Source organism: Caulobacter sp. (assembly GCF_049283275.1).
In the GTDB taxonomy this organism is placed as follows: Bacteria; Pseudomonadota; Alphaproteobacteria; order Caulobacterales; family Caulobacteraceae; genus Caulobacter.
Genome location: NZ_JBAPVS010000131.1, coordinates 18,755 through 36,439, shown reverse-complemented (window position 1 = coordinate 36,439; position 17,685 = coordinate 18,755). Strand labels below are relative to the sequence as shown.

At 68.7% G+C, this 17,685-nt stretch carries 21 protein-coding genes; 11 read left to right on the top strand and 10 right to left on the bottom strand.

The window, feature by feature from the left end; translation table 11 throughout:
- From WAL33_RS06510 to WAL33_RS06495, 4 genes are all read left to right on the top strand, one after another.
- A partial coding sequence (locus WAL33_RS06510) for an ATP-dependent DNA helicase (RefSeq protein ID WP_422179647.1) occupies positions 1 to 2,416 on the top strand: 2,416 nt, incomplete at its 5' end.
- Between the two features lie 72 nt (positions 2,417 to 2,488).
- Entirely contained in the window at positions 2,489 to 2,977 is a 489-nt protein-coding gene (locus tag WAL33_RS06505; protein ID WP_422179645.1) for a hypothetical protein, read from the top strand.
- A gap of 88 nt (positions 2,978 to 3,065) precedes the next feature.
- Positions 3,066 to 3,332, top strand: coding sequence for a helix-turn-helix domain-containing protein (locus WAL33_RS06500; protein ID WP_422179643.1), 267 nt, complete (start codon positions 3,066 to 3,068; stop codon positions 3,330 to 3,332).
- A gap of 76 nt (positions 3,333 to 3,408) precedes the next feature.
- Positions 3,409 to 3,963: a sugar O-acetyltransferase gene (locus tag WAL33_RS06495; RefSeq protein ID WP_422179641.1), complete on the top strand. Its 555-nt coding sequence runs from the start codon at positions 3,409 to 3,411 to the stop codon at positions 3,961 to 3,963.
- Positions 3,964 to 3,979: 16 nt separating this feature from the next.
- Here WAL33_RS06495 and WAL33_RS06490 read toward each other — a convergent pair whose 3' ends face one another.
- A complete protein-coding gene (locus WAL33_RS06490) occupies positions 3,980 to 4,534 on the bottom strand; it encodes an MOSC domain-containing protein (RefSeq protein ID WP_422179639.1) in 555 nt (184 codons plus the stop codon).
- A complete protein-coding gene (locus WAL33_RS06485; RefSeq protein ID WP_422179637.1) occupies positions 4,534 to 6,942 on the bottom strand; it encodes an ATP-dependent helicase in 2,409 nt (802 codons plus the stop codon). The genes WAL33_RS06490 and WAL33_RS06485 overlap by 1 nt, the downstream gene beginning before the upstream one ends.
- A gap of 135 nt (positions 6,943 to 7,077) precedes the next feature.
- Here WAL33_RS06485 and WAL33_RS06480 point away from each other — a divergent pair, with 135 nt between their 5' ends.
- Both WAL33_RS06480 and WAL33_RS06475 read left to right on the top strand, forming a co-directional pair.
- On the top strand, positions 7,078 to 7,278 hold the full coding sequence (locus tag WAL33_RS06480; protein ID WP_422179635.1) for a hypothetical protein: 201 nt from the start codon (positions 7,078 to 7,080) through the stop codon (positions 7,276 to 7,278).
- Positions 7,279 to 7,289: 11 nt separating this feature from the next.
- On the top strand, positions 7,290 to 7,526 hold the full coding sequence (locus WAL33_RS06475; RefSeq protein ID WP_422179633.1) for a hypothetical protein: 237 nt from the start codon (positions 7,290 to 7,292) through the stop codon (positions 7,524 to 7,526).
- Here the strand turns inward: WAL33_RS06475 and WAL33_RS06470 are convergent.
- The gene (locus WAL33_RS06470; protein ID WP_422179631.1) at positions 7,523 to 7,750 is read right to left on the bottom strand and encodes a ribbon-helix-helix domain-containing protein; all 228 of its coding nucleotides are present in this window, start codon (positions 7,748 to 7,750) and stop codon (positions 7,523 to 7,525) included. The genes WAL33_RS06475 and WAL33_RS06470 overlap by 4 nt on opposite strands.
- 160 nt (positions 7,751 to 7,910) lie before the next feature.
- Between WAL33_RS06470 and WAL33_RS06465 the strand changes: the two genes are divergently transcribed.
- Together WAL33_RS06465 and modA are read left to right on the top strand one after the other, a co-directional pair.
- Entirely contained in the window at positions 7,911 to 8,645 is a 735-nt protein-coding gene (locus tag WAL33_RS06465) for a Coq4 family protein (protein ID WP_422179629.1), read from the top strand.
- Between the two features lie 116 nt (positions 8,646 to 8,761).
- Entirely contained in the window at positions 8,762 to 9,532 is a 771-nt protein-coding gene (gene modA, locus WAL33_RS06460; RefSeq protein WP_422179627.1) for a molybdate ABC transporter substrate-binding protein, read from the top strand.
- Here the strand turns inward: modA and WAL33_RS06455 are convergent.
- On the bottom strand, positions 9,529 to 10,446 hold the full coding sequence (locus WAL33_RS06455; RefSeq protein ID WP_422179625.1) for a LysR substrate-binding domain-containing protein: 918 nt from the start codon (positions 10,444 to 10,446) through the stop codon (positions 9,529 to 9,531). The genes modA and WAL33_RS06455 overlap by 4 nt on opposite strands.
- Positions 10,447 to 10,541: 95 nt before the next feature.
- Between WAL33_RS06455 and WAL33_RS06450 the strand changes: the two genes are divergently transcribed.
- Entirely contained in the window at positions 10,542 to 10,712 is a 171-nt protein-coding gene (locus WAL33_RS06450) for a hypothetical protein (protein ID WP_422179623.1), read from the top strand.
- A gap of 221 nt (positions 10,713 to 10,933) precedes the next feature.
- Here WAL33_RS06450 and WAL33_RS06445 read toward each other — a convergent pair whose 3' ends face one another.
- Entirely contained in the window at positions 10,934 to 11,110 is a 177-nt protein-coding gene (locus WAL33_RS06445) for a DUF4169 family protein (protein ID WP_422179621.1), read from the bottom strand.
- A gap of 3 nt (positions 11,111 to 11,113) precedes the next feature.
- The gene (locus tag WAL33_RS06440; RefSeq protein ID WP_422179619.1) at positions 11,114 to 12,112 is read right to left on the bottom strand and encodes a DUF6807 family protein; all 999 of its coding nucleotides are present in this window, start codon (positions 12,110 to 12,112) and stop codon (positions 11,114 to 11,116) included.
- Between the two features lie 179 nt (positions 12,113 to 12,291).
- Here WAL33_RS06440 and WAL33_RS06435 point away from each other — a divergent pair, with 179 nt between their 5' ends.
- The gene (locus tag WAL33_RS06435; RefSeq protein ID WP_422179617.1) at positions 12,292 to 12,528 is read left to right on the top strand and encodes a DUF2171 domain-containing protein; all 237 of its coding nucleotides are present in this window, start codon (positions 12,292 to 12,294) and stop codon (positions 12,526 to 12,528) included.
- A 232-nt stretch (positions 12,529 to 12,760) separates the two neighbouring features.
- A complete protein-coding gene (locus WAL33_RS06430; protein WP_422179615.1) occupies positions 12,761 to 13,399 on the top strand; it encodes a glutathione S-transferase family protein in 639 nt (212 codons plus the stop codon).
- Between the two features lie 142 nt (positions 13,400 to 13,541).
- Here WAL33_RS06430 and WAL33_RS06425 read toward each other — a convergent pair whose 3' ends face one another.
- From WAL33_RS06425 to WAL33_RS06410, 4 genes are all read right to left on the bottom strand, one after another.
- Positions 13,542 to 15,044, bottom strand: coding sequence for a PepSY-associated TM helix domain-containing protein (locus tag WAL33_RS06425; protein WP_422179613.1), 1,503 nt, complete (start codon positions 15,042 to 15,044; stop codon positions 13,542 to 13,544).
- Positions 15,045 to 15,053: 9 nt separating this feature from the next.
- On the bottom strand, positions 15,054 to 15,644 hold the full coding sequence (locus tag WAL33_RS06420; RefSeq protein WP_422179611.1) for a hypothetical protein: 591 nt from the start codon (positions 15,642 to 15,644) through the stop codon (positions 15,054 to 15,056).
- A 172-nt stretch (positions 15,645 to 15,816) separates the two neighbouring features.
- A complete protein-coding gene (locus WAL33_RS06415) occupies positions 15,817 to 16,395 on the bottom strand; it encodes a CAP domain-containing protein (protein WP_422179609.1) in 579 nt (192 codons plus the stop codon).
- 98 nt (positions 16,396 to 16,493) lie between these two features.
- Complete coding sequence (locus WAL33_RS06410) at positions 16,494 to 17,579, bottom strand: sensor histidine kinase (RefSeq protein WP_422179607.1); 1,086 nt, start codon at positions 17,577 to 17,579, stop codon at positions 16,494 to 16,496.
- Between the last annotated feature and the right edge of the window lie 106 nt (positions 17,580 to 17,685).

The window sequence follows — 17,685 nt, the reverse complement described above, 5'->3', positions numbered from 1 at the left end:
GGCCCTGGCCGTCGCCGAGACCCTGGCCCGGGCCGGTTGGGCCTGGGGGCCGGCGGTGGTCGGGGCCCTGCGCTCGGCCCCGGTCGGCAACCAGTTCCGCAGCTCCGGCCTCGACGTCTGGGCCCGCGCCACGGAATGGGAGGACCAGGCGCCGCCCGGCGAGCCCGGCTCGCGTCCAGTCGATCCCGAACGGGCCAGCGAGCGCCTGCGTGAGTTGCTGCACCGTTCGGGGTTGGACGAGGTGCGCGAGGCCCAGGACACCTTCGCCCGCGAGGCGACGTTCGCCTTCGCCCCGCGTGAACGGGAGGGCGAGCCGCATATGATGCTGGCCGAGGCCGGCACCGGCGTCGGCAAGACCCTGGGCTATCTGGCCCCAGCCTCGATCTGGTCCGAGATGAACGGGCCGGCGGTGTGGATCAGCACCTATACCCGCGCCCTGCAGCGACAGATCGAGCGCGAGAGCCATTCGATCTATCCCGATCCGCTGGTCCGGGCCCGCAAGGCGGTGGTCCGCAAGGGGCGCGAGAACTACATCTGCCTGCTGAACTTCCAGGAGCAGGTGAACACCGCCCAGCTGGGCAACGGCGACCTGATTGGTTTGGCGCTGGCGGCCCGCTGGGCGCGCGTCAGCCGCGACGGCGACATGACCGGCGGCGACTTCCCGGCCTGGCTGCCGACCTTGTTCGCCATTGCGCCTTCGGCCCAGGCCGGGCCCGCCAACCTGGTCGACCGGCGTGGCGAGTGCATCCATGCCGGCTGCCAGCATTACCGTGTCTGTTTCATCGAAAAGGCCGTGCGGGCCTCCAAGCGCGCCGACATCGTCATCGCCAACCACGCCCTGGTGCTGAGCCAGGCGGCGTTCGACGGGGCCCGGGCGGCGCGCGGCCTGAAGGGCGACAACGAGACCACTTCGCTCAAGCGCATCGTCTTCGACGAGGGCCACCATCTGTTCGACGCCGCCGACAGCGCCTTCTCGGCCGCCCTGTCCGGGGCCGAGGCGGCAGAGCTGCGCCGCTGGCTGCGCGGACCCGAGGGCCGGGGCCGACGGGGCAGGGGGCTGGAGGCTCGGCTGCTGGACATCATCGGCGAACGCGAAGGCGCCCGCGCGGCCCTGAACGCCGCCCTGCAGGCCGCCGCCGCCTTGCCGGGCGAGGGCTGGTCTGGACGCATCGCGCCGCCCGACGGCCAAGTCAATCCGATCGGACCTATTGAAACATACTTGGTCTCGGTGATTGAACAGCTGCGAGCTCGAGTCACCGACCGCCCCGGCGCGGCCGAGCAGGGACTGCAGTGCTCGGCCCGCCCGGCCATCGACCTGGTCCGCGAACGGGCCGGCGAGGCGTCGCGGGCCCTGGCCGCCATCGAGGCTCCGTTGCTGGCCCTGGCCCGCCACCTGGAAGACGTGCTGGACGAAGAGACCGACACCTTGCCGACCTCGGAGCGGGCGCGGATCGAGGGCGCGCTGCGGGGCCTGGATCGCCGAGCCCGCATGACCCTGCCGGCCTGGCGCTCGATCCTGAAAGCCATCGACGAGGACGCCGAGGACGATCCGGACTTCGTCGACTGGTTCGAGGCGACCTTCCTGTACGGCCGCGTCGTCGACGCCGCCTGCCGCCGCCATTGGGTCGATCCGACCGAGCCGCTGCGCGCCGCCGTCCTCAGCCCCGCCCACGGCGTGCTGGTGACCAGCGCCACCCTGACCGATCCTGCCCTGGAAGACCCTTTCGCCCTGGCCGAGATGCGCACGGGCGCCGCGCGCCTGCCGCAGAGCCCCAAGGTGCTGCGCCTGGTCTCGCCGTTCGACTACGCCAACAACGCCCGGGCCTTCGTGGTCACCGACGTCGGCAAGGACGATCCGCGACAGGTGTCGGCGGCGATGCGCGAACTGTTCCTGGCGGCCGGCGGCGGCGGGCTGGGCCTTTTCACCGCCATCCGGCGGCTAAAGGCCGTGCATGAGCGGATCGCCGCGCCCCTGGCCGACCAGGGCCTGGCGCTCTACGCCCAGCACGTCGATCCGCTGGAGGCCGGCGCCCTGGTCGACATCTTCCGAGCCGAGGAGGACGCTTGCCTGCTGGGCACCGACGCCATCCGCGACGGCATCGACGTGCCGGGCCGGTCCCTTCGCCTGCTGGTCTTCGATCGCGTGCCCTGGCCGCGCCCCGACGTGCTGCACAAGGCCCGCCGCGCCAGATTCGGCGGCAAGGGCTATGACGACTCCACGGCGCGCGCCCGCATCAGCCAGGCCTTCGGCCGATTGATCCGCCGGGCCGACGACAAGGGTGTGTTCGTGATGCTGGACGCCGCCGCCCCGACGCGCCTGTTCTCCAGCTTGCCTGAAGGGGTGACGATCCAGCGCGTGGGCCTGGTCGAGGCGATCGAGGCCACCGCCGCATTTTTGTCGGAAGATCGTTCCTAATCAGCGCGATACAAGGTTTCCATAAAGCGCCTAGAAAGGGTGCGAGGGTCGCGTTTGGGGACGATGCCATTGATGTCGCATAGAGGTCGGGCGGTCTTGGCGGCCCTGGCGCTGCTCGCGGTCGCCCCTGTCGCTCGAGCCGGCGAGTTCGTGCGCGCCGACTGCCGTGCGCTGATCAAGCCGACCGACGCCATCCGCTTCGACACCGATCAGCACCAGCGCTGGTACAAGCGGTTCTGGACTGGAAGCTGCGATCGCCTGCCGCTCTGTTTCGCGGGCTCGCCCAACTGGAACGACATCGTCGGCAAGCTGCTGGCCAAGGGCGGGCCTGGGGAGCAGCCGACGCTGCTGCCGAAGGCGTGTCGTCTGGGCCAGTTGGTCGGTCTGGAATGGGCCAAGAGCAAGCAGGTCCAGAAGATCAGCACCAGGGATCTGAAGGGGTTCAAAGACATGCTCGAAACGGCCAGCGATCCGCTTAAGGGCGTCGAGGCGGTCGACGCCCAGGCTCGAGCCCTGATCGGACAGCCCGCAAGAGCGTCGGCGCTCAAAAGGCCCTTATAGAGTCGCTTATCCGACGCAATGGCGTCGAATTCCTGCAACGGAACGCGCCTACACACCTGCCCAGGGGGTAAGTGCCAGGAGCGTTCGCATGACCAGATCCCAGATCACCGCCGACATGGCTGTCGATGAACAGACCGACCCCGGTCATGTCCGCTCGGCCCGGGCCCTGGTGCAGGGCGTGCGCTGGCGCAGCGGCCTCTCGCAGGGCGAGTTCGCACAGGCCTTCTGCATTCCCCTGGCCCAGCTGGCGGCCCTGGAGCTGGGTCAGGCTCGGCCCGATGCGGCCCTGACGGCCTATCTGCGGGTCATCGATCATGCGCCGGACGTCGTGCGCGAGGCGCTTGAAAGGATCTAGGGGCGGTTGGACTCCCACGATTTGTCGTCGGGTTCGCCGTCTGGCATGGAGGAGGCGAGCAAGGAGCCTTCGCCTCGTGACCGACATCCGCACCCAGAAGCAGCGCATGCTGGCCGGCGATCTCTACAGCCCCATCGATCCGGAAATCATGGCCGATCACGAGGCGGCGGTGGCGTGGATGGGCCGCTTCAACGCCCTGGATCTGCCGCCGTCGGAACGCCACGCCTTGCTGGTGGAACTGCTGGCCGAGGTCGGCGACCGCGTCAGCATCCGGCCGCCGTTCCACTGCGACTACGGCTACAATATCTCGATCGGCGAGGGCGTGTTCCTCAACTTCAACTGCGTCATCCTGGACGTCACCAAGGTGACGATCGGGGCGGCCACGACGATCGGGCCGCACGTCCAGATCTACACCGCCGAGCATCCGCGCGATCCGGTCGAGCGTCGCACGGGCATTGAGTATTCCCGCCCAGTGGTGATCGGCGAAAACGTCTGGATCGGCGGCGGCTCGATCATCCTGCCCGGCGTGACGGTCGGCGACGACGCCATCATCGGCGCCGGCAGCGTGGTCACCCGCGACGTGCCCAAGGGCGCGACCGTGGTGGGCAATCCGGCGCGGATTCGGGGATAGCCTTCACCGCGGAGCCCTAAGGGATGTCGAACAGGGGGAGCGGCGTCTCGACGGCCGTTACGGCGTCGCCGATCCGCACAACACCGCCGGTGACGACCCGCGCGGTGATCCCGCCATGGCCGCGCACGGCGTTGTAGCCGCCGGGGCCCAGGATGGTTTCCATGCGGCTGCAGGGATGGCAGTCACCGGTGTCTTCCAGCACCACGCCGCCGACCTGGAAACGGCGGTTTTTCAGGGCTCGTAGATTGACGCCCTCGACCACGATGTTGCGCCGCAAGTCCTCGGGCGAGACCGGACGGCCCAGATAGCTGGTGATGGCCGCCAGGTCCTCGGCCTGGATCAGGGTGACCTGGCGCTTGCCGCCCCTGCCGTCGGCGTTAGGCCGGCCGTTGTAGTGGTCACCGGCCAACCCCGCTTCGCGAGTGATCTCCACCGCGTCCAGAGCCGTCAGCGGCGCGTGGCGTTCCGGCCGAGCGCCGAGCCAGGTCACACGGCCAGGGCGGATCGGACCGGCCAAAAGACGGGCGAGGGGAGAGTCGGGATTCAGGCCCCGGCTCGCGCCGCCTGTCATCAGGCCTTCTCGACGAAGCTGTCGATCACCTTCTTGTCGCCGGCCTTGTCGAACGACACCGACAGCTTGTTGCCCTCGACGCCGGTGACCTTGCCGTAGCCGAACTTGACATGGAACACCCGGTCGCCGCGTGTATAGGCGCTGGCCGCCGAACTGGCCGAGACCGCCACCAGCCGGCCCTCGCCCTCGATCGGGGCCGAACGCGCGGCGGAGCCGCCGCTGCGCCAGGCGCCGCCGCGTTCGCTGAAGCCGGCCGAGCGCTCCTGGGCCCGCTTCCAGCCGGGGCTGTCATAGCTGCCGGCGGTGAAGGTGCTGGTCCCCGGATCGTCCCAGCGCGACGACACCGTCTGCTGCATGCCGGGGCCGCCGCCGTAGTAGCCGGTCTCCGAGGCCGCATCGACGTGAGCCAGGGGCAGTTCGTCGACGAACCGCGACGGCAGCTGGCTGGTCCAGCGGCCATAGACCTGGCGGTTGGCCACGAAGCTGATCCGGGCCTCCTCGCGGGCCCGAGTGATGCCGACGTAAGCCAGGCGGCGCTCTTCCTCGAGCCCCTTCTCGCCCTTATCGTCCATGCTGCGCTGGCTGGGGAACACGCCTTCCTCCCAACCGGGCAGGAAGACCAGCGGGAACTCCAGGCCCTTGGCCGAGTGCAGGGTCATGATCCAGACCGCGTCGTCGCCGGCGCCCTTGTCCAGGTCCATGACCAGAGACACGTGCTCCAGATAGGCCTCCAGCGTGTCGAAGGCGCTCATCGACTGGACCAGTTCCTTCAGGTTCTCCAGCCGCGTCTGGCTGGTGGGACCCTTGTCGAGGCGCAAGGCGTCGGTGTAGCCGCTCTCCTCCAGCACCGCCTCCATCACTCGCTGGTGCGGGGTGTTGGCGGCCAGGGCCCGCCAGCGGTCCAGGTCGCGCAGGAAGTTGGAGAGCGCCGTGCGGGTGCGGGCGGGCAGGTCGTCGCCGCCGATGATCACCCGGGCCGCGTCGACCGTGGAGATCCCCTCCAGCCGGGCGATCTGCAGCAGCTTGGCCACCGAGGTGTCGCCGATCCCGCGCTTGGGCGTGTTGACGATGCGCTCGAAGGCCAGGTCGTCGTCCGGCGACTGGATCAGGCGCAGATAGGCGTGGGCGTCGCGGATCTCGGCCCGCTCGAAGAACCGCGGACCGCCGACCACCTTGTAGGGGATCTGCAGCATCACGAACCGCTCTTCGAAGGCCCGCATCTGGAACGAGGCGCGCACCAGTATGGCCATGTGGCTGTACTTGCGCCCGGCGCGCTTGGCCTTCTCGATCTCGTCGGCGACCATCCGGCTTTCGGCCTCGCCGTCCCAGACGCCGCTGACCTTGACCTTCTCGCCGCCCTCGATCTCGGTCCAGAGCGTCTTGCCCAGCCGGCTCTTGTTGGCGTTGATCAGGCCCGCCGCCGCCGCCAGGATGTGCTCGGTGGAGCGGTAGTTGCGCTCCAGCTTGATGACCTTGGCGCCCGGGAAGTCGCGCTCGAAGCGCAGGATGTTGTCGACCTCAGCGCCGCGCCAGCCATAGATCGACTGGTCGTCGTCGCCCACGCAGCAGACGTTCTGGCGGCCCTGGGCCAGCAGACGCAGCCACAGGTACTGGGCGACGTTGGTGTCCTGGTACTCGTCGACCATCACGTACTGGAAGCGCCGCTGGAAGTCGGCCAGCACGTCCGGTTGGCTGGTGAAGATGGTGATGTTGTGCAGCAGCAGATCGCCGAAGTCGCAGGCGTTCAGGATGCGCAGCCGTTCCTGGTACTGCCGATAGAGGGTGATGCCCCGGCCGTTGGCGAACTCGCCGGCTTCGTTTTGCGGCACGCGGTCGGGCGTCCAGCCGCGGTTCTTCCAGGTGTCGATCAGGCCGGCCAGGGCGCGCGGCGTCCAGCGCTTGGCGTCGATGTCGGCGGCCTCGATCAGCTGCTTCAGCAGCCGCTCCTGATCGTCGGTGTCGATGATCGTGTAGCTGGACTTCAGCCCCACCAGCTCGGCGTGGCGGCGCAGGATCTGGGCGGCCACCGAGTGGAAGGTGCCCAGCCAGCGCAGGCCCTCGGCCTCGTCGCCGATGATGTGGGTGATCCGCTCGCGCATCTCGCGGGCGGCCTTGTTCGTGAAGGTGACGACCAGCAGCTCCCACGGCCGGGCCCGGCCCGTCGCCAGGATATGGGCCAGGCGCGTGGTCAGCACTCGGGTCTTGCCGGTGCCCGCGCCGGCCAGCACCAGAACCGGACCTTCGGTCGCCTCGACGGCGGCCCGCTGCTCGGGGTTCAGACCCTCCAGATAATTCGGCGCGCCGCCGCCGCTGGGCCCGCGCGGGCGGGCCAGGTCGGAGATGCGGGGGGCGGGGAGATCGCCGGGGAAGTCGCCGGAGGATGGGGGCGAGTCGAAGCCTTGAGACATGGAACATATGTAGCACAAAGATCGCCCGGCTTAAGCCCTCGCGCCCATCCATCGCCTGCTGCGACGCACGCGTGTCGGAACCTCGACCTCCACCTCCCGTTTGTTGGGCGGGGATGGACATCACGGGAGAAGCAAGTGGCTGAAGAAACCAATACGGGCGGTGGCGGCGGCGCCGGCATGGCGTTCATCATCGGCGCCCTGGTGGTCGTCGTGGCGGTGATCGCCTACTTTGTCTTTACAGGCGGCGTGACCCAGAAGAAGACAGTCGACATCAATGTTTCCGCGCCGCAACTGGACGCGCCCAAGCTTCCGGACGCGCCCAAGCCGGCGGGTTAAAGGAGGACGCCATGGCGCGTCGCGACGACATACGGCCGCAACATCTGGGCGTGGCCGGTCTGGCGTTGCTGGGAGTGCTTCTGCTGATCGCCGCCTTGGTGATCGGCGGCTGGCGTTCCGGCTTGCTGGCCATGAAGACAGCCGACTTGTCGGTGCAGATGCCGAAAGCGCCGGCTCTACCTCACCGGACACCCACGCCGGAACCCATTCCGCTGCCTAAGCCCGGTCCCGGCGTGGTCCGGAGCTAAACCGTTCCGGCCTCGCCCGCCTGAGCGTGCAGGAGGGCGAACACGCGGCAGGCCGAGGCCAGGGGGCGCTCGCCCCGCCCGGCGTCTATGCGCTGGATCAGGCCGGCGAGGCTGATCCTGTCGATGCTGGCCGCCGATTGCAGCACCGTCCAGAACTCGGGCTCCAGGGCCAGGGAGGTCGCATGGCCGGCCAGGTTGATCGAACGCTTCTTCAAACTGCCCATCGTGCCCATCCCCTGTAGCTGTCTGACCGCGTTGCAGATCGGGGGTCGCTGAACCCACTTGAATAAGAATGACGCCATGTCATCTTTATCGGGTTCAGCAGGAGCATGCCTTATGATTGCAGCCACGCAAGGGCTCGGTGCACCAAAGGCCCGCGAACCCATGAAGCGGGGACGTCAATCCTTCAACCTGCAGCCTTTGCGGGCGTTTCGTGCTGTCCAGCGCCTGATCGCTGACAAGGAGGACACCGCCTCGGTGTTCGAGATCATGCGCGCCCTGGCGGGCGACGCGATCCCCAGAGGCTATCGCCGCCTGCTGAGCACGCCCGAGGGGGGCCGCATCGCCTATGAGCGCGAAGAGTTCGCCGAGCGGCTGTCGGATCCGGCCTGGCTGGCCCAGTTCGGTCCCGGCACGGTCGGCGCGGCCTATCGCGACTTCATCGCTCCGCGCGGCCTGTCCGCCGAAGGTCTGGCGGAGGAAAGCCGCAAGATTCCAGAGGCCGATGTCGACGCCGCCCACCCGCTGGCCTGGTACGCTCGGCGCATGCGCGATGTGCACGATGTCTGGCATGTGCTCACCGGCTACGGCACCGACGCGCTGGGCGAGGTCTGCGTGGTGGCCTTCTCCTACGCCCAGACCCGCAGTCTGGGCTTTGCGGTCATCGCCCTGGCCGGCGCGCGCCAGCTCCAGAAAGCCCGGCTGGGTCAGCCCTACGGCAAGGCGGTGCGCGAGGCCTGGCGCAACGGCCGTTCGGCCGCCTGGCTGCCGGCGGTCGACTATCCGGCCTTGTTCGCCATGCCGCTGGAAGAGGCCCGCCGGACCTACAGGGTCGCGCCCAACAACGCCTATCTCGCCATCCCGGCCCAGTATCGCGACCGCTTCAAAGACGCGGCGTGACCGCCGAGATCAGGCGGCGGCCTTGCGGGCCGAAGCGCCGCTGAGGGTTGACCTTCTTTAGCGTTCGGTAGTTCAACTACCTAACGCATCAGACGTCGGCCTCCCGAGAGATTTCCATGACCACCCGTCGCTTCAAGCTGATCGGTCTGGCCCTGTTCGGCGCCGCCCTGTTCCTGACCCTGGACGCCGCGCCGGCCTTGGCGGACGACACTCAGGTCGCCGTCGCCGCCAACTTCACCGACCCGGCCAAGGAGATCGCCGCCGCCTTCAAGGCCAAGACCGGTCACACGGCGATCCTCAGCTTCGGCTCGTCGGGCCAGTTCTACACCCAGATGGTCCATGGGGCGCCGTACGAGGTGTTCCTGTCGGCCGACGCCGAGCGGCCCAGGAAGGCCGAGCAGGACGGCCTGGCCGTCGCGGGCTCGCGCTTCACCTACGCCGTGGGCCGGCTGGTGCTCTATTCGACGACACCGGGCCTGGTCGACGCCAAGGGCGCGGTGCTGAAGACCGACAGGTTCGCCAAGCTGGCCATCGCCGACCCGACCGCCGCCCCTTACGGCGCGGCGGCGGTGCAGACGATGCAGACGCTGAAGGTCTACGACACCCTGGCGCCGAAGATCGTCAAGGGCGCGTCGATCACCCAGGCCTATCAGTACGTGGCCACCGGCAACGCCGAGCTCGGCTTCGTCGCCCTGTCCCAGGTGATCAACGAGCCGGGCGGCTCGCGCTGGGTGGTGCCGGCCGCCAGGCACGCGCCGATCGACCAGCAGGCCGTGCTGCTGCGCACCGGCGAGAAGAACCCGGCCGCCAAGGCGTTTGTGACGTTCCTGAAGTCGCCGACCGCCGTCGCGATCATCAAGCGCTACGGTTACGAGGCGCGCCCCTAGGTCTCGCGATAGCGCGCGATCAGCGGGTCTGTCGCCGCCTGGGCCAGGATCCAGTCTCGGAAAGCGGCGATCTTACGCACCCGGCGGCGTTCGGCCGGATAGGCCAGCCAGTAGCCGCCGCCGTAGTGGGCGGTGATGTCGAACGGGGCGACCAGCCGCCCCTGGGCGATCTCCTGGGCGAAGAAGATCGGTGAGCCCAGGGCGAAGCCTTGGTCGGCCAGGGCGGTGGCCACCTCCAGCGCCTGGGCGTCGGCCGACAGGCGCGGCGGCGCATGGTCGTCGCGGGGATCCACGCCCGCCGCCTCGAACCAACGCACCCAGAAGTCCGGCGAGCCGATGCGCGGGGCGTTCAGCAGGTCGGCCGGACGCTTCAGGCCGCCGGATCGGGCCAGGACGGTCGGCGTGCACAGCACGGTCTGGACCGACGGGATCAGGAAGTGCGCCTCCATTCCCGGCCAGTCGCCCGACCCGGCGCGCAGGGCCAGGTCGAACGGTTCGCGCTGCAGGTCGACGACCCGGCTGGAGGCGTCCAGCCGTACGGCGATGCGGGGATGGGCGATCTGGAAACCGCCCAGGCGCGGCGCCAGCCAGTAGCCGCCGATGCTCTGCACCGTGGTGATCGCCAACACGCCTTCCTCGGTGTCGACCAGGTCGGACACCGCCGTGCGCAGGACGCTCATCGCCTCGGTGGCGGCGCGCGACAGCCGCTCGCCGGCCGGGGTCAGGGTCACCTCTCGCGGCAGGCGGGTGAACAGCGGCTGGTCCAGGCGCTGTTCCAGGGCCTTCACCTGCCAGCTGACGGCGGCCTGGCTGACGCCCAACTCGTCGGCGGCGCGGGTGAAGCTCTTCAGGCGCGCGGCCGCCTCGAAGATCCGGATGGCGCTGAGCGGCAGGGTGGCGAGGATGTCTGGCATAAGTGTAGCTTATGATTACCCAAGGAAGCCGCGTTTGTCACGCGACACGATGGGGACAAAACTCCAGTCATCGTAACGCGAAGGAGGCGGCGGTGATGGGTGAGACGATCACAATCCATAAGGAAACCGCATTTGGTCGGGTGCTCCTGATCCAGGAGCGCGCCGCCGTGTGCAAGGCGTGGCTGGCCCGCCTGGCGCGTGAACAGGCGGCCGAGGCGATCCGAGAGACCCAGGCGAAACCGCTGCGCTATCTGGCGCCGCGCTAGCGATTGATACCCGGCTTAGTCGCCCAAATTATCCGTCATTCCCGCCCTTGTGGCGGGAAGCCCTTTGTCCGCAAAGGCAGTTGTATGGCGCGCCAGCGCGCCAAGGCGTCTCACCGTCGGCTGAACCAGGGGTTCTCGCCACAAGGGCGGGAATGACGGACAAAGGGGAGGGGGAGACGGTCTGACACGCAGCCCAAAGCTGAATGTCGACTACCCACGGCTCAATCCTCGCGCTTGGCCCCGTCCAGGTCGCGCTTGAGCTTGTCGGCCCGCGCCGCGTCCAGGGCCTTGTCGGCCTTGGTGCGGCCGAACTTGGCGCGGTTTTCGACGGCCTTGGTCTTGGCGGCGGTCTTGGCCTTGGCCTTGCGGGCCTGGTTCAGATTGAGCAGCTCGGCCATGGGCTAGCCCTTCGTCTTTGGCGGCGTCGCCGGCCGCAGGATCAGCGTCGACTGCAGGCGCAGGGTCTCGCCCTTCTTCAGGATAAACGGCGCCCGCCCGGGAAAGACGCAATTTTGCATCGACAGTTCCTTGCGCAGGATCCAGCGGGTGATCGGCGCGCCGTTGGCCTTGCAAGCCAGGCCCACGGTCCAGGCGGGCGAGCCGGCGCCGGGCGTCCAGGCAAAACCCATGGCCTTGCCGGCCTCGACCGGACCGACCGCAGGGGCCACGGTCTTGCCGCCCGAGCCGAAGGTCAGACGGTCGGGCTTGATCAGCCGCACCGAGAAGCCGCCATAGCCCTTGGCGTCGTCGCTGCCGCCCAGGGCCAGGGTGTCGCTGCGAGCGGTGATCACCGTGTCGAAGTCGATGCGCCGCGCGCCATCCTTCAGCGGATAGACGCGGACCTTGGTGGTCTCGCGCGCCACATAGGCCACCTCGGGCGTCGAATTGACGATCCAGTCGGCGTTGACCACCAGGGTCCCGCCGCCGGCGCTGTCGCCCTTGAAGCGCTTTTCGCGGACATGGAAGGTCAGGCCCTTCATGAACCAGCCGTCGGCGACGTTTTTCCCGTCGACCAGCACCTGGTGCCAGCTCCAGAACGCGCCGCGCTGATGCAGGTGGTCGGCAGGGCGGTCCTCGGTCAGGACCGCGCCGTCGGGCGCCCAGATCGGATGGACGTAGTTCAACCGGCCCGGCTCGTGCGGATCGGCCGATGCGGTTCGGTAGAACAGCACGCTCTTGCCGCCGTCGGTGATCGTCACCCCATCGGCGGCGAACACCGCGTCGACCCTGGGCAAAGGTGTGGCGGGCAGGGGCGCGACGGGCGGCGGTGCGACCGGCGACGGGGCTGGCGTGGCTTCGGACGTCGTCGGCGCGGCCTCGGCCGTCTGGGCCCATGCCGGTCCGGTCCAGGCCGTCGCGCAGGTCAGCACGATCAAGGCGGCGGCGAGCGATCGGATCATCGGTGTTTCCTCTGCCTCGGTCCGGCGGTTCGTCGAGTGATAGCCACAACGCGCGGCGCATCAAAGTTACAACCTTGACAGGAACATAAAGAGAACATTCGTGTATCGCAAGCCTCTTGGAAACTGCGCCGCGGCTTCGCCCGTTTGCCTGTCTGACGTCCATCAAAAGGAGGAACACCATGATCGACGCCTCGCAAATTCGCGAACATCAGGAAGTGGTCGGTTCGGACGGCGGTCACGTGGGCCGCGTGGACCACGTGGTCGGCGGCGAGATCGAGCTTGCCAAGCTGGACCTGGGCGGCGGCCTCAAGCACCATCTGATCCCGGTCACCTGGGTCGACCATGTCGACGACGACGCCGTGCATCTGACCATGACCAAGGACGACGCCAAGGCCCGCTGGCGCGAGAAGCATTAGGGGTATCGCCGTTCAGCTTCGGGAAGCGAAAACCTCGTCCTTCGACAAGCTCAGGATAAGGTCTGCTACGGCCCACGGCCTGTACAATGGTTCTCATCCTGAGTTTGTCCAAGGAAGAGGACCACGCACCGCGAGCACCAGGCGTGCTTCCCGGACTAGCGTTCATCGATGCACATTGACAGCTTCGCCGCGCTGACCGATCCCTCGCCCGCCAACGGGTGAGGGATCGCGCATGTACCAGCTCTATTACAGCCCCAGCACGGCCAGCCTGGCGGTGCACTGGATGTTGCTCGAGATCGGCGCGCCGTTCGAACTGATCCTGACCGACACCGCGACCGGCGCCCACAAGCAACCGGACTATCTGAAGCTCAATCCCGGCGGGGTGGTGCCGACCCTGATCGTCGACGGCGCGCCGGTGCTGGAGAGCACGGCGATCCTGATGCTGCTGGCCGAACGCCATGCCGACAAGGGCCTGGCCCCGGCGGCCGGGACGCCGGAACGGGCGGCCTATTTCCAGTGGATGGTCTATCTGGCCAACACCCTGCTGCCGAGCTTCCGGGCCTGGTACTACCCGCACGAGCCGGCGGGCGAGGGCTGCGCCGAGGCCGCCCAGGCGGCGGCCCGGGCGCGGATCGAGACGGCCTGGGACCGCATCGACGCGCAACTCGCGGCCAAGGGGCCCTACATGCTGGGCGAGCGGTTGTCGGCGGTGGACTTCCTGGCGACCATGCTGATGCGCTGGTCGCGCAACCTGCCCAAGCCCGCGACCGCCTGGCCCAACATCGCCCGCTACCTGGCCCGTATGCGGGCCATGCCCTCGCTGCGCGAAGTCCACGCCCGCGAGGGGCTGACCGATTGGATCGACGGATAACCCCTCTAAATCCGCTCATCCCGGCGAATGCCAGGACCCAGATGGAATGACTTTGAGCCTGACGCCAAGAGCGCTGAGTCCTTCCAGTCCGCCACACCGCTATGGGATCTGGGTCCCGGCATTCGCCGGGATGAGCGGTGGTTTAGGCGTGAGCTCTGTCCAGGGGCCGACGCCACGGCGCGATCACCACCGCCAGGATCAGCAGGGTCAGGTTCACGCCCAGGGCCACACCGTCGAACGCCAGGCCGCCGAACCTCACGGCCTGGACCATGACGGCCGCCGCCAGCGCCACGCTGGTGGCGATCCGTAGACTGACGGTCCAGAACCGGGCGTCCTTCAACGCCACGGCGGCGGCGACCAGCACGGCCAGCGGGACCCAGAACACCCAGACCGGCGGAACCTTGAGCGCCAGCCACAGGGCGGCCGACAGGGCCAAGGTCGCGGTCGAGCCCCACACGATGACCGCCCAGGCCTTCTCCAGGCGCTCGGCGGGGCGTCCCCGCTCGCGGCGGCGAGTCAGCCAGATGGTCACGCCGCTGCTGGTCACCACGCAGAGCGCAACGCCCAGCAGGCCGTAGGCGATCTTGACCGGCAGGCCGCCGAACGAACCGAAGTGCAGCGGGTAGGACGAGGCGAAGACCTGCTTGCCCAGGCCGTCGTCCGACAGGCCCAGCTTGTGGGTCATGCGGCCCTGGACGTCGAAGGTATAACGCTCGGCATAGATCAGCCGCTTGGGCATGGCCGCGTTGACCTCGACCATCTGGCCCTGGGTGCCCAGGGCGGTCAGAGAGATCAGGGTCGGCTTCAGATCCGGCTTGTCGTCGAACCAGGCCAGGGTGGCCACCAGGTCGGGGAAGGGAGCGGGCCTCGGGTCGGCCTTGGGGATCGAGCCGTAGATCGGGGCGGTGACCTTGGCGATGTCGCCCTTGGTCGTGACGCCGGCCACGGCGAACAACAACAGGGTGGCCAGGCCGATATAGGCCCCGGTCCAGGCGACGACGAAGTGGAACGGCGCGCCCCAGACGCTGAGCCGGTTGTGCAGGTCGGCCTGGGACAGCCGCTTGGCGCCTGCCCAGCGGAAGGCGAAGGCGTCGCGGAAGATTTTCGGGTGGGCGAGGAAGCCGGAAACGATCAGGCCGATCAGGGCCGCGCCGATCAGGCCCACGACGATCATGCCGAGGGTTTCGGGCAGGTGCAGATAGACGTGCAGGTGCTCGAGAAAGTGAACCCAGGGCGAGCTGGCCTCGCCGGCGATGCGGCCTTGAGCGTCGGCCACGAACACCTGCTCGTCGACATAGGCGTAGAGGCGCGGCATGTCCCAGGTCGGCAGGCCCATATAGACGACGCCGGCCTTGGGGTGGGCCTTGGTGATCGCCTCGGCGAAAGCCTGGACGGCCTGCGGGCTGGCGTGGGTCTGGGTCGGAGCGGCGGGCTCTTCCCACAGCTTCAGCTCGTTGAGGAACACTGCGACCGTGCCCGACAGGCAGACGATGTAGATCAGGGCGGCGGCGACCAGGCCCAGGCCGGAGTGGCCGGACAGCACGGTGCGCACGAAGGCCGGCGGAACCTTGGGCCAGATCGACGGGCAGTTTTCGGGCTCGGCCTTGACGGGCTTGGCGACTTCGGGCGGCGTCTTGGCGTCCATGGCGAGTTCCTAATGCGGTCGCAGGACGACAGCGAGGGCGCAGACGGCGGTGAGGGCGACCAGGCCCGCGGACGTGCGCAGCAGCTTGCGGTCGGCGCAGGTCCAGACCATGGCCCCGGCCAGGACCAGCGGCGCGCCGAAGGCGGCGGCGACCAGCTTGTCGGCCTGCGAGCCGGGCATCCAGACCACCAGCGCCACCCCGAAGGCGACCGAGGCGGCGGTCGAGACGGGCAGGGCCAGCAGCACGGCGGCCAGGGTGCGCGGCCAGGTCGTGGCCGGACCGGTGGCGGGTTCGGCGCCGCCCGCCGTGGCGCGGATCGGCTTGGCCTTCTTGCCGTGCGGCACAGTCCAGCGGCCGCTGATGACGATGAAGACCGTGGCAGCGAGCGCGACCAGCAGGGTCGAAATCGCCACGCCCCGGTCGCCGCCGGCCCAGGGCGCCAGCAGGACCGCGGCGGCGGCCAGCAGGATCCAGCCGCCGACGATCAGCCCGCCGCGCGGTTTCGGGTTACGCTTCCAGGCCAGCCACAGCAGCCAGACGCCGACGGTGGCCATCGCCGTCGCGGCCGCCGCCAACAGAATCGCGATGTTCGCGATCATGCGATCGACCCGGAATTCGGCGGCGTGGCGGACTTCACGAGCGACCTCGGCGGCAAGCGGCGACGGAGGCGCTGATTAGGCCGCACGTGACGCAATTGCAAGTCACTTGCATAAAGTGGTTCGAGAGCACTATGCGGCGCGCGGCCATGCGGCTTGACCGGCGCGATCGTTTTTAACGGGGCGCCAGAGCGCCGGCGAAGTCGATCACGCACATCGAGCCGTAAGCGCGGTGGGGGCCGCAGGCCACGCCCGCCAACTGGTAGCCCGAGGCGAAGATGTTGCGCCGGTGCCCCCGGCCGGGGACGCCGCTGTCGATGATCAGTTGACGGACGACGTCGCGGGCGTCGTCGAAGCCGTACGAGATGTTCTCCGCCGAAAGACCCGCCCAGACGCCCTGGCCGCGCAGGCGCTGGCCCAGGCCGCCGGCCCCGCCGTGGCCGACGTCGCCCCGCGCGCCCTGAGCCTGGGCGTGCTGACGCGCGGCGGCCGCGACGCGGCGGTCGGATTCCAGGGGCGGCAGCGAAGCTTGCCGTTCCAGGAAGTCGATCGCCTCCTCGACGGCGGCGGGATCGTCGCTCCTGTTCAGCTCGCGGCGCAGTTCGCGCGCGTATGCGGCCGGTCGGGCGCGGGCGAAATTCAACTCGTCGAGGACGGCGTCGTCGAGACGCGCGGCTTGGGCCGCGGGAGCCAGGGCGAGGAGCAGCAAGCCGGCGGTCGCCGGAATCAAGGCCTTGCGGCCGGAAATGCGCATGCGCGCGCTCCCGTGAATCAGACGCCCCGCACCCGATTTAGCACGCCGCCGATCAGCGTGCAGTCGCGCGGAATGTCGCGGTTCGACCGGAGTGCGGCTCAGGCCACGACGGGCGTGGCGGCGCCGGCGTGGGCGTGCCGGATGGTCACCGTCATGCCGCCGGTGGCGACCACGTTCATCTCGCCGGCGAGTTGCTTGACCAGCGCGCCGACGAGCACCGTGCCCAGGCCGCCGCGCTTGCTCGGCGCCGCTTCGGCCGCCTTGCCCACGCCGTTGTCGCCGACCGTCAGCGTCCAGGCGTCCTCTTCGCTGGCGAAGGTCACCGTGACCCGCGCGTCTTTCTTGAAGGTCGGGAACGCGTATTTGACGGTGTTGATCAGCAGTTCGGTGACGATCAGGCCAATGCTGACGGCCTTGTCCGAGCCGATCGTGCCGTGGTCGGCCACCACGCTCATCTCGATCGGCTGGGTGTCGCCGATCATCGAGGCGGCCAGGCTGGAGCACAGCTTGATCAGATAGGGGCCGACCTCGATCTGGTCGATGCCCCCCGAGGCGTGCAGATGCGCCTGCACCTCGGCCACCGAGATCACCCGCTGATGGGCGTCCTTCAGGTGGAAGCGGGTCTCTTCGGAGGTGACGGCGCGGGCCTTGAGCATCAGGATGCTGGCGATGATCTGCAGGCTGTTGGCGACCCTGTGCTGCATTTCGGCGAGCAGGATTTGCTTTTGGCCCAGCAGTTCCAGGGTGTCCTCGAACAGCGCCTGCTTTTCGCGCTCGATGACGCGCCGCTCGGTGATGTCGGTGAAGGCCAGCAGGATTGTGGCGTTGTCGCTGGTCTCGTAGATCACCTTGCGGGCGTTCAGCAGCATGGTCCGCTGACCCAGGCTGGGGAAGTCGTGAGCGACCTCGAAGCCGTTCATCGCCACGTGCTCGGGGATGATCGTCTCCAGCAGCAGGCGCAAAGCGGGGATGTCCCACTGACCGTCGCCCAGGGCGTAGAGCAGGCAGCCCATCGTATGTTCGGGATCGACCTGGAAGGTCTCGTAGAACGACCGGCTGGCCGCCAGCACGCAAAACGCCGAGTCGAGCACCAGCAACGGCTCGTGGATGGTGTCCACGATCGCCTGGGCGAGCGTCTGTGCGTCTTCAATCCCTGGGATCGGACGCGGCATCGGACGCGGCATGGCGGAAAGAATCCGATCCTAGACGCAAGGAGGTTCGCGGACGGCGACGGATGGGCGCCGATAGCTTCACCCTAGGCCTGTTTCCGGCTGGAGTCCTAAGCGGTGA

Excerpts from the sequence above, each read along its gene's own strand:
- WAL33_RS06505 (WP_422179645.1), top strand. The coding sequence starts at position 2,489 with ATGTCGCATAGAGGTCGGGCGGTCTTGGCGGCCCTGGCGCTGCTCGCG.
- WAL33_RS06500 (WP_422179643.1), top strand. The coding sequence starts at position 3,066 with ATGACCAGATCCCAGATCACCGCCGACATGGCTGTCGATGAACAGACC.
- WAL33_RS06490 (WP_422179639.1), bottom strand. The coding sequence starts at position 4,534 with ATGACAGGCGGCGCGAGCCGGGGCCTGAATCCCGACTCTCCCCTCGCC.
- WAL33_RS06485 (WP_422179637.1), bottom strand. The coding sequence starts at position 6,942 with ATGTCTCAAGGCTTCGACTCGCCCCCATCCTCCGGCGACTTCCCCGGC.
- WAL33_RS06475 (WP_422179633.1), top strand. The coding sequence starts at position 7,290 with ATGGCGCGTCGCGACGACATACGGCCGCAACATCTGGGCGTGGCCGGT.
- WAL33_RS06470 (WP_422179631.1), bottom strand. The coding sequence starts at position 7,750 with ATGGGCAGTTTGAAGAAGCGTTCGATCAACCTGGCCGGCCATGCGACC.
- WAL33_RS06465 (WP_422179629.1), top strand. The coding sequence starts at position 7,911 with ATGAAGCGGGGACGTCAATCCTTCAACCTGCAGCCTTTGCGGGCGTTT.
- modA (WP_422179627.1), top strand. The coding sequence starts at position 8,762 with ATGACCACCCGTCGCTTCAAGCTGATCGGTCTGGCCCTGTTCGGCGCC.
- WAL33_RS06455 (WP_422179625.1), bottom strand. The coding sequence starts at position 10,446 with ATGCCAGACATCCTCGCCACCCTGCCGCTCAGCGCCATCCGGATCTTC.
- WAL33_RS06450 (WP_422179623.1), top strand. The coding sequence starts at position 10,542 with ATGGGTGAGACGATCACAATCCATAAGGAAACCGCATTTGGTCGGGTG.
- WAL33_RS06445 (WP_422179621.1), bottom strand. The coding sequence starts at position 11,110 with ATGGCCGAGCTGCTCAATCTGAACCAGGCCCGCAAGGCCAAGGCCAAG.
- WAL33_RS06440 (WP_422179619.1), bottom strand. The coding sequence starts at position 12,112 with ATGATCCGATCGCTCGCCGCCGCCTTGATCGTGCTGACCTGCGCGACG.
- WAL33_RS06435 (WP_422179617.1), top strand. The coding sequence starts at position 12,292 with ATGATCGACGCCTCGCAAATTCGCGAACATCAGGAAGTGGTCGGTTCG.
- WAL33_RS06430 (WP_422179615.1), top strand. The coding sequence starts at position 12,761 with ATGTACCAGCTCTATTACAGCCCCAGCACGGCCAGCCTGGCGGTGCAC.
- WAL33_RS06425 (WP_422179613.1), bottom strand. The coding sequence starts at position 15,044 with ATGGACGCCAAGACGCCGCCCGAAGTCGCCAAGCCCGTCAAGGCCGAG.
- WAL33_RS06420 (WP_422179611.1), bottom strand. The coding sequence starts at position 15,644 with ATGATCGCGAACATCGCGATTCTGTTGGCGGCGGCCGCGACGGCGATG.
- WAL33_RS06415 (WP_422179609.1), bottom strand. The coding sequence starts at position 16,395 with ATGCGCATTTCCGGCCGCAAGGCCTTGATTCCGGCGACCGCCGGCTTG.
- WAL33_RS06410 (WP_422179607.1), bottom strand. The coding sequence starts at position 17,579 with ATGCCGCGTCCGATGCCGCGTCCGATCCCAGGGATTGAAGACGCACAG.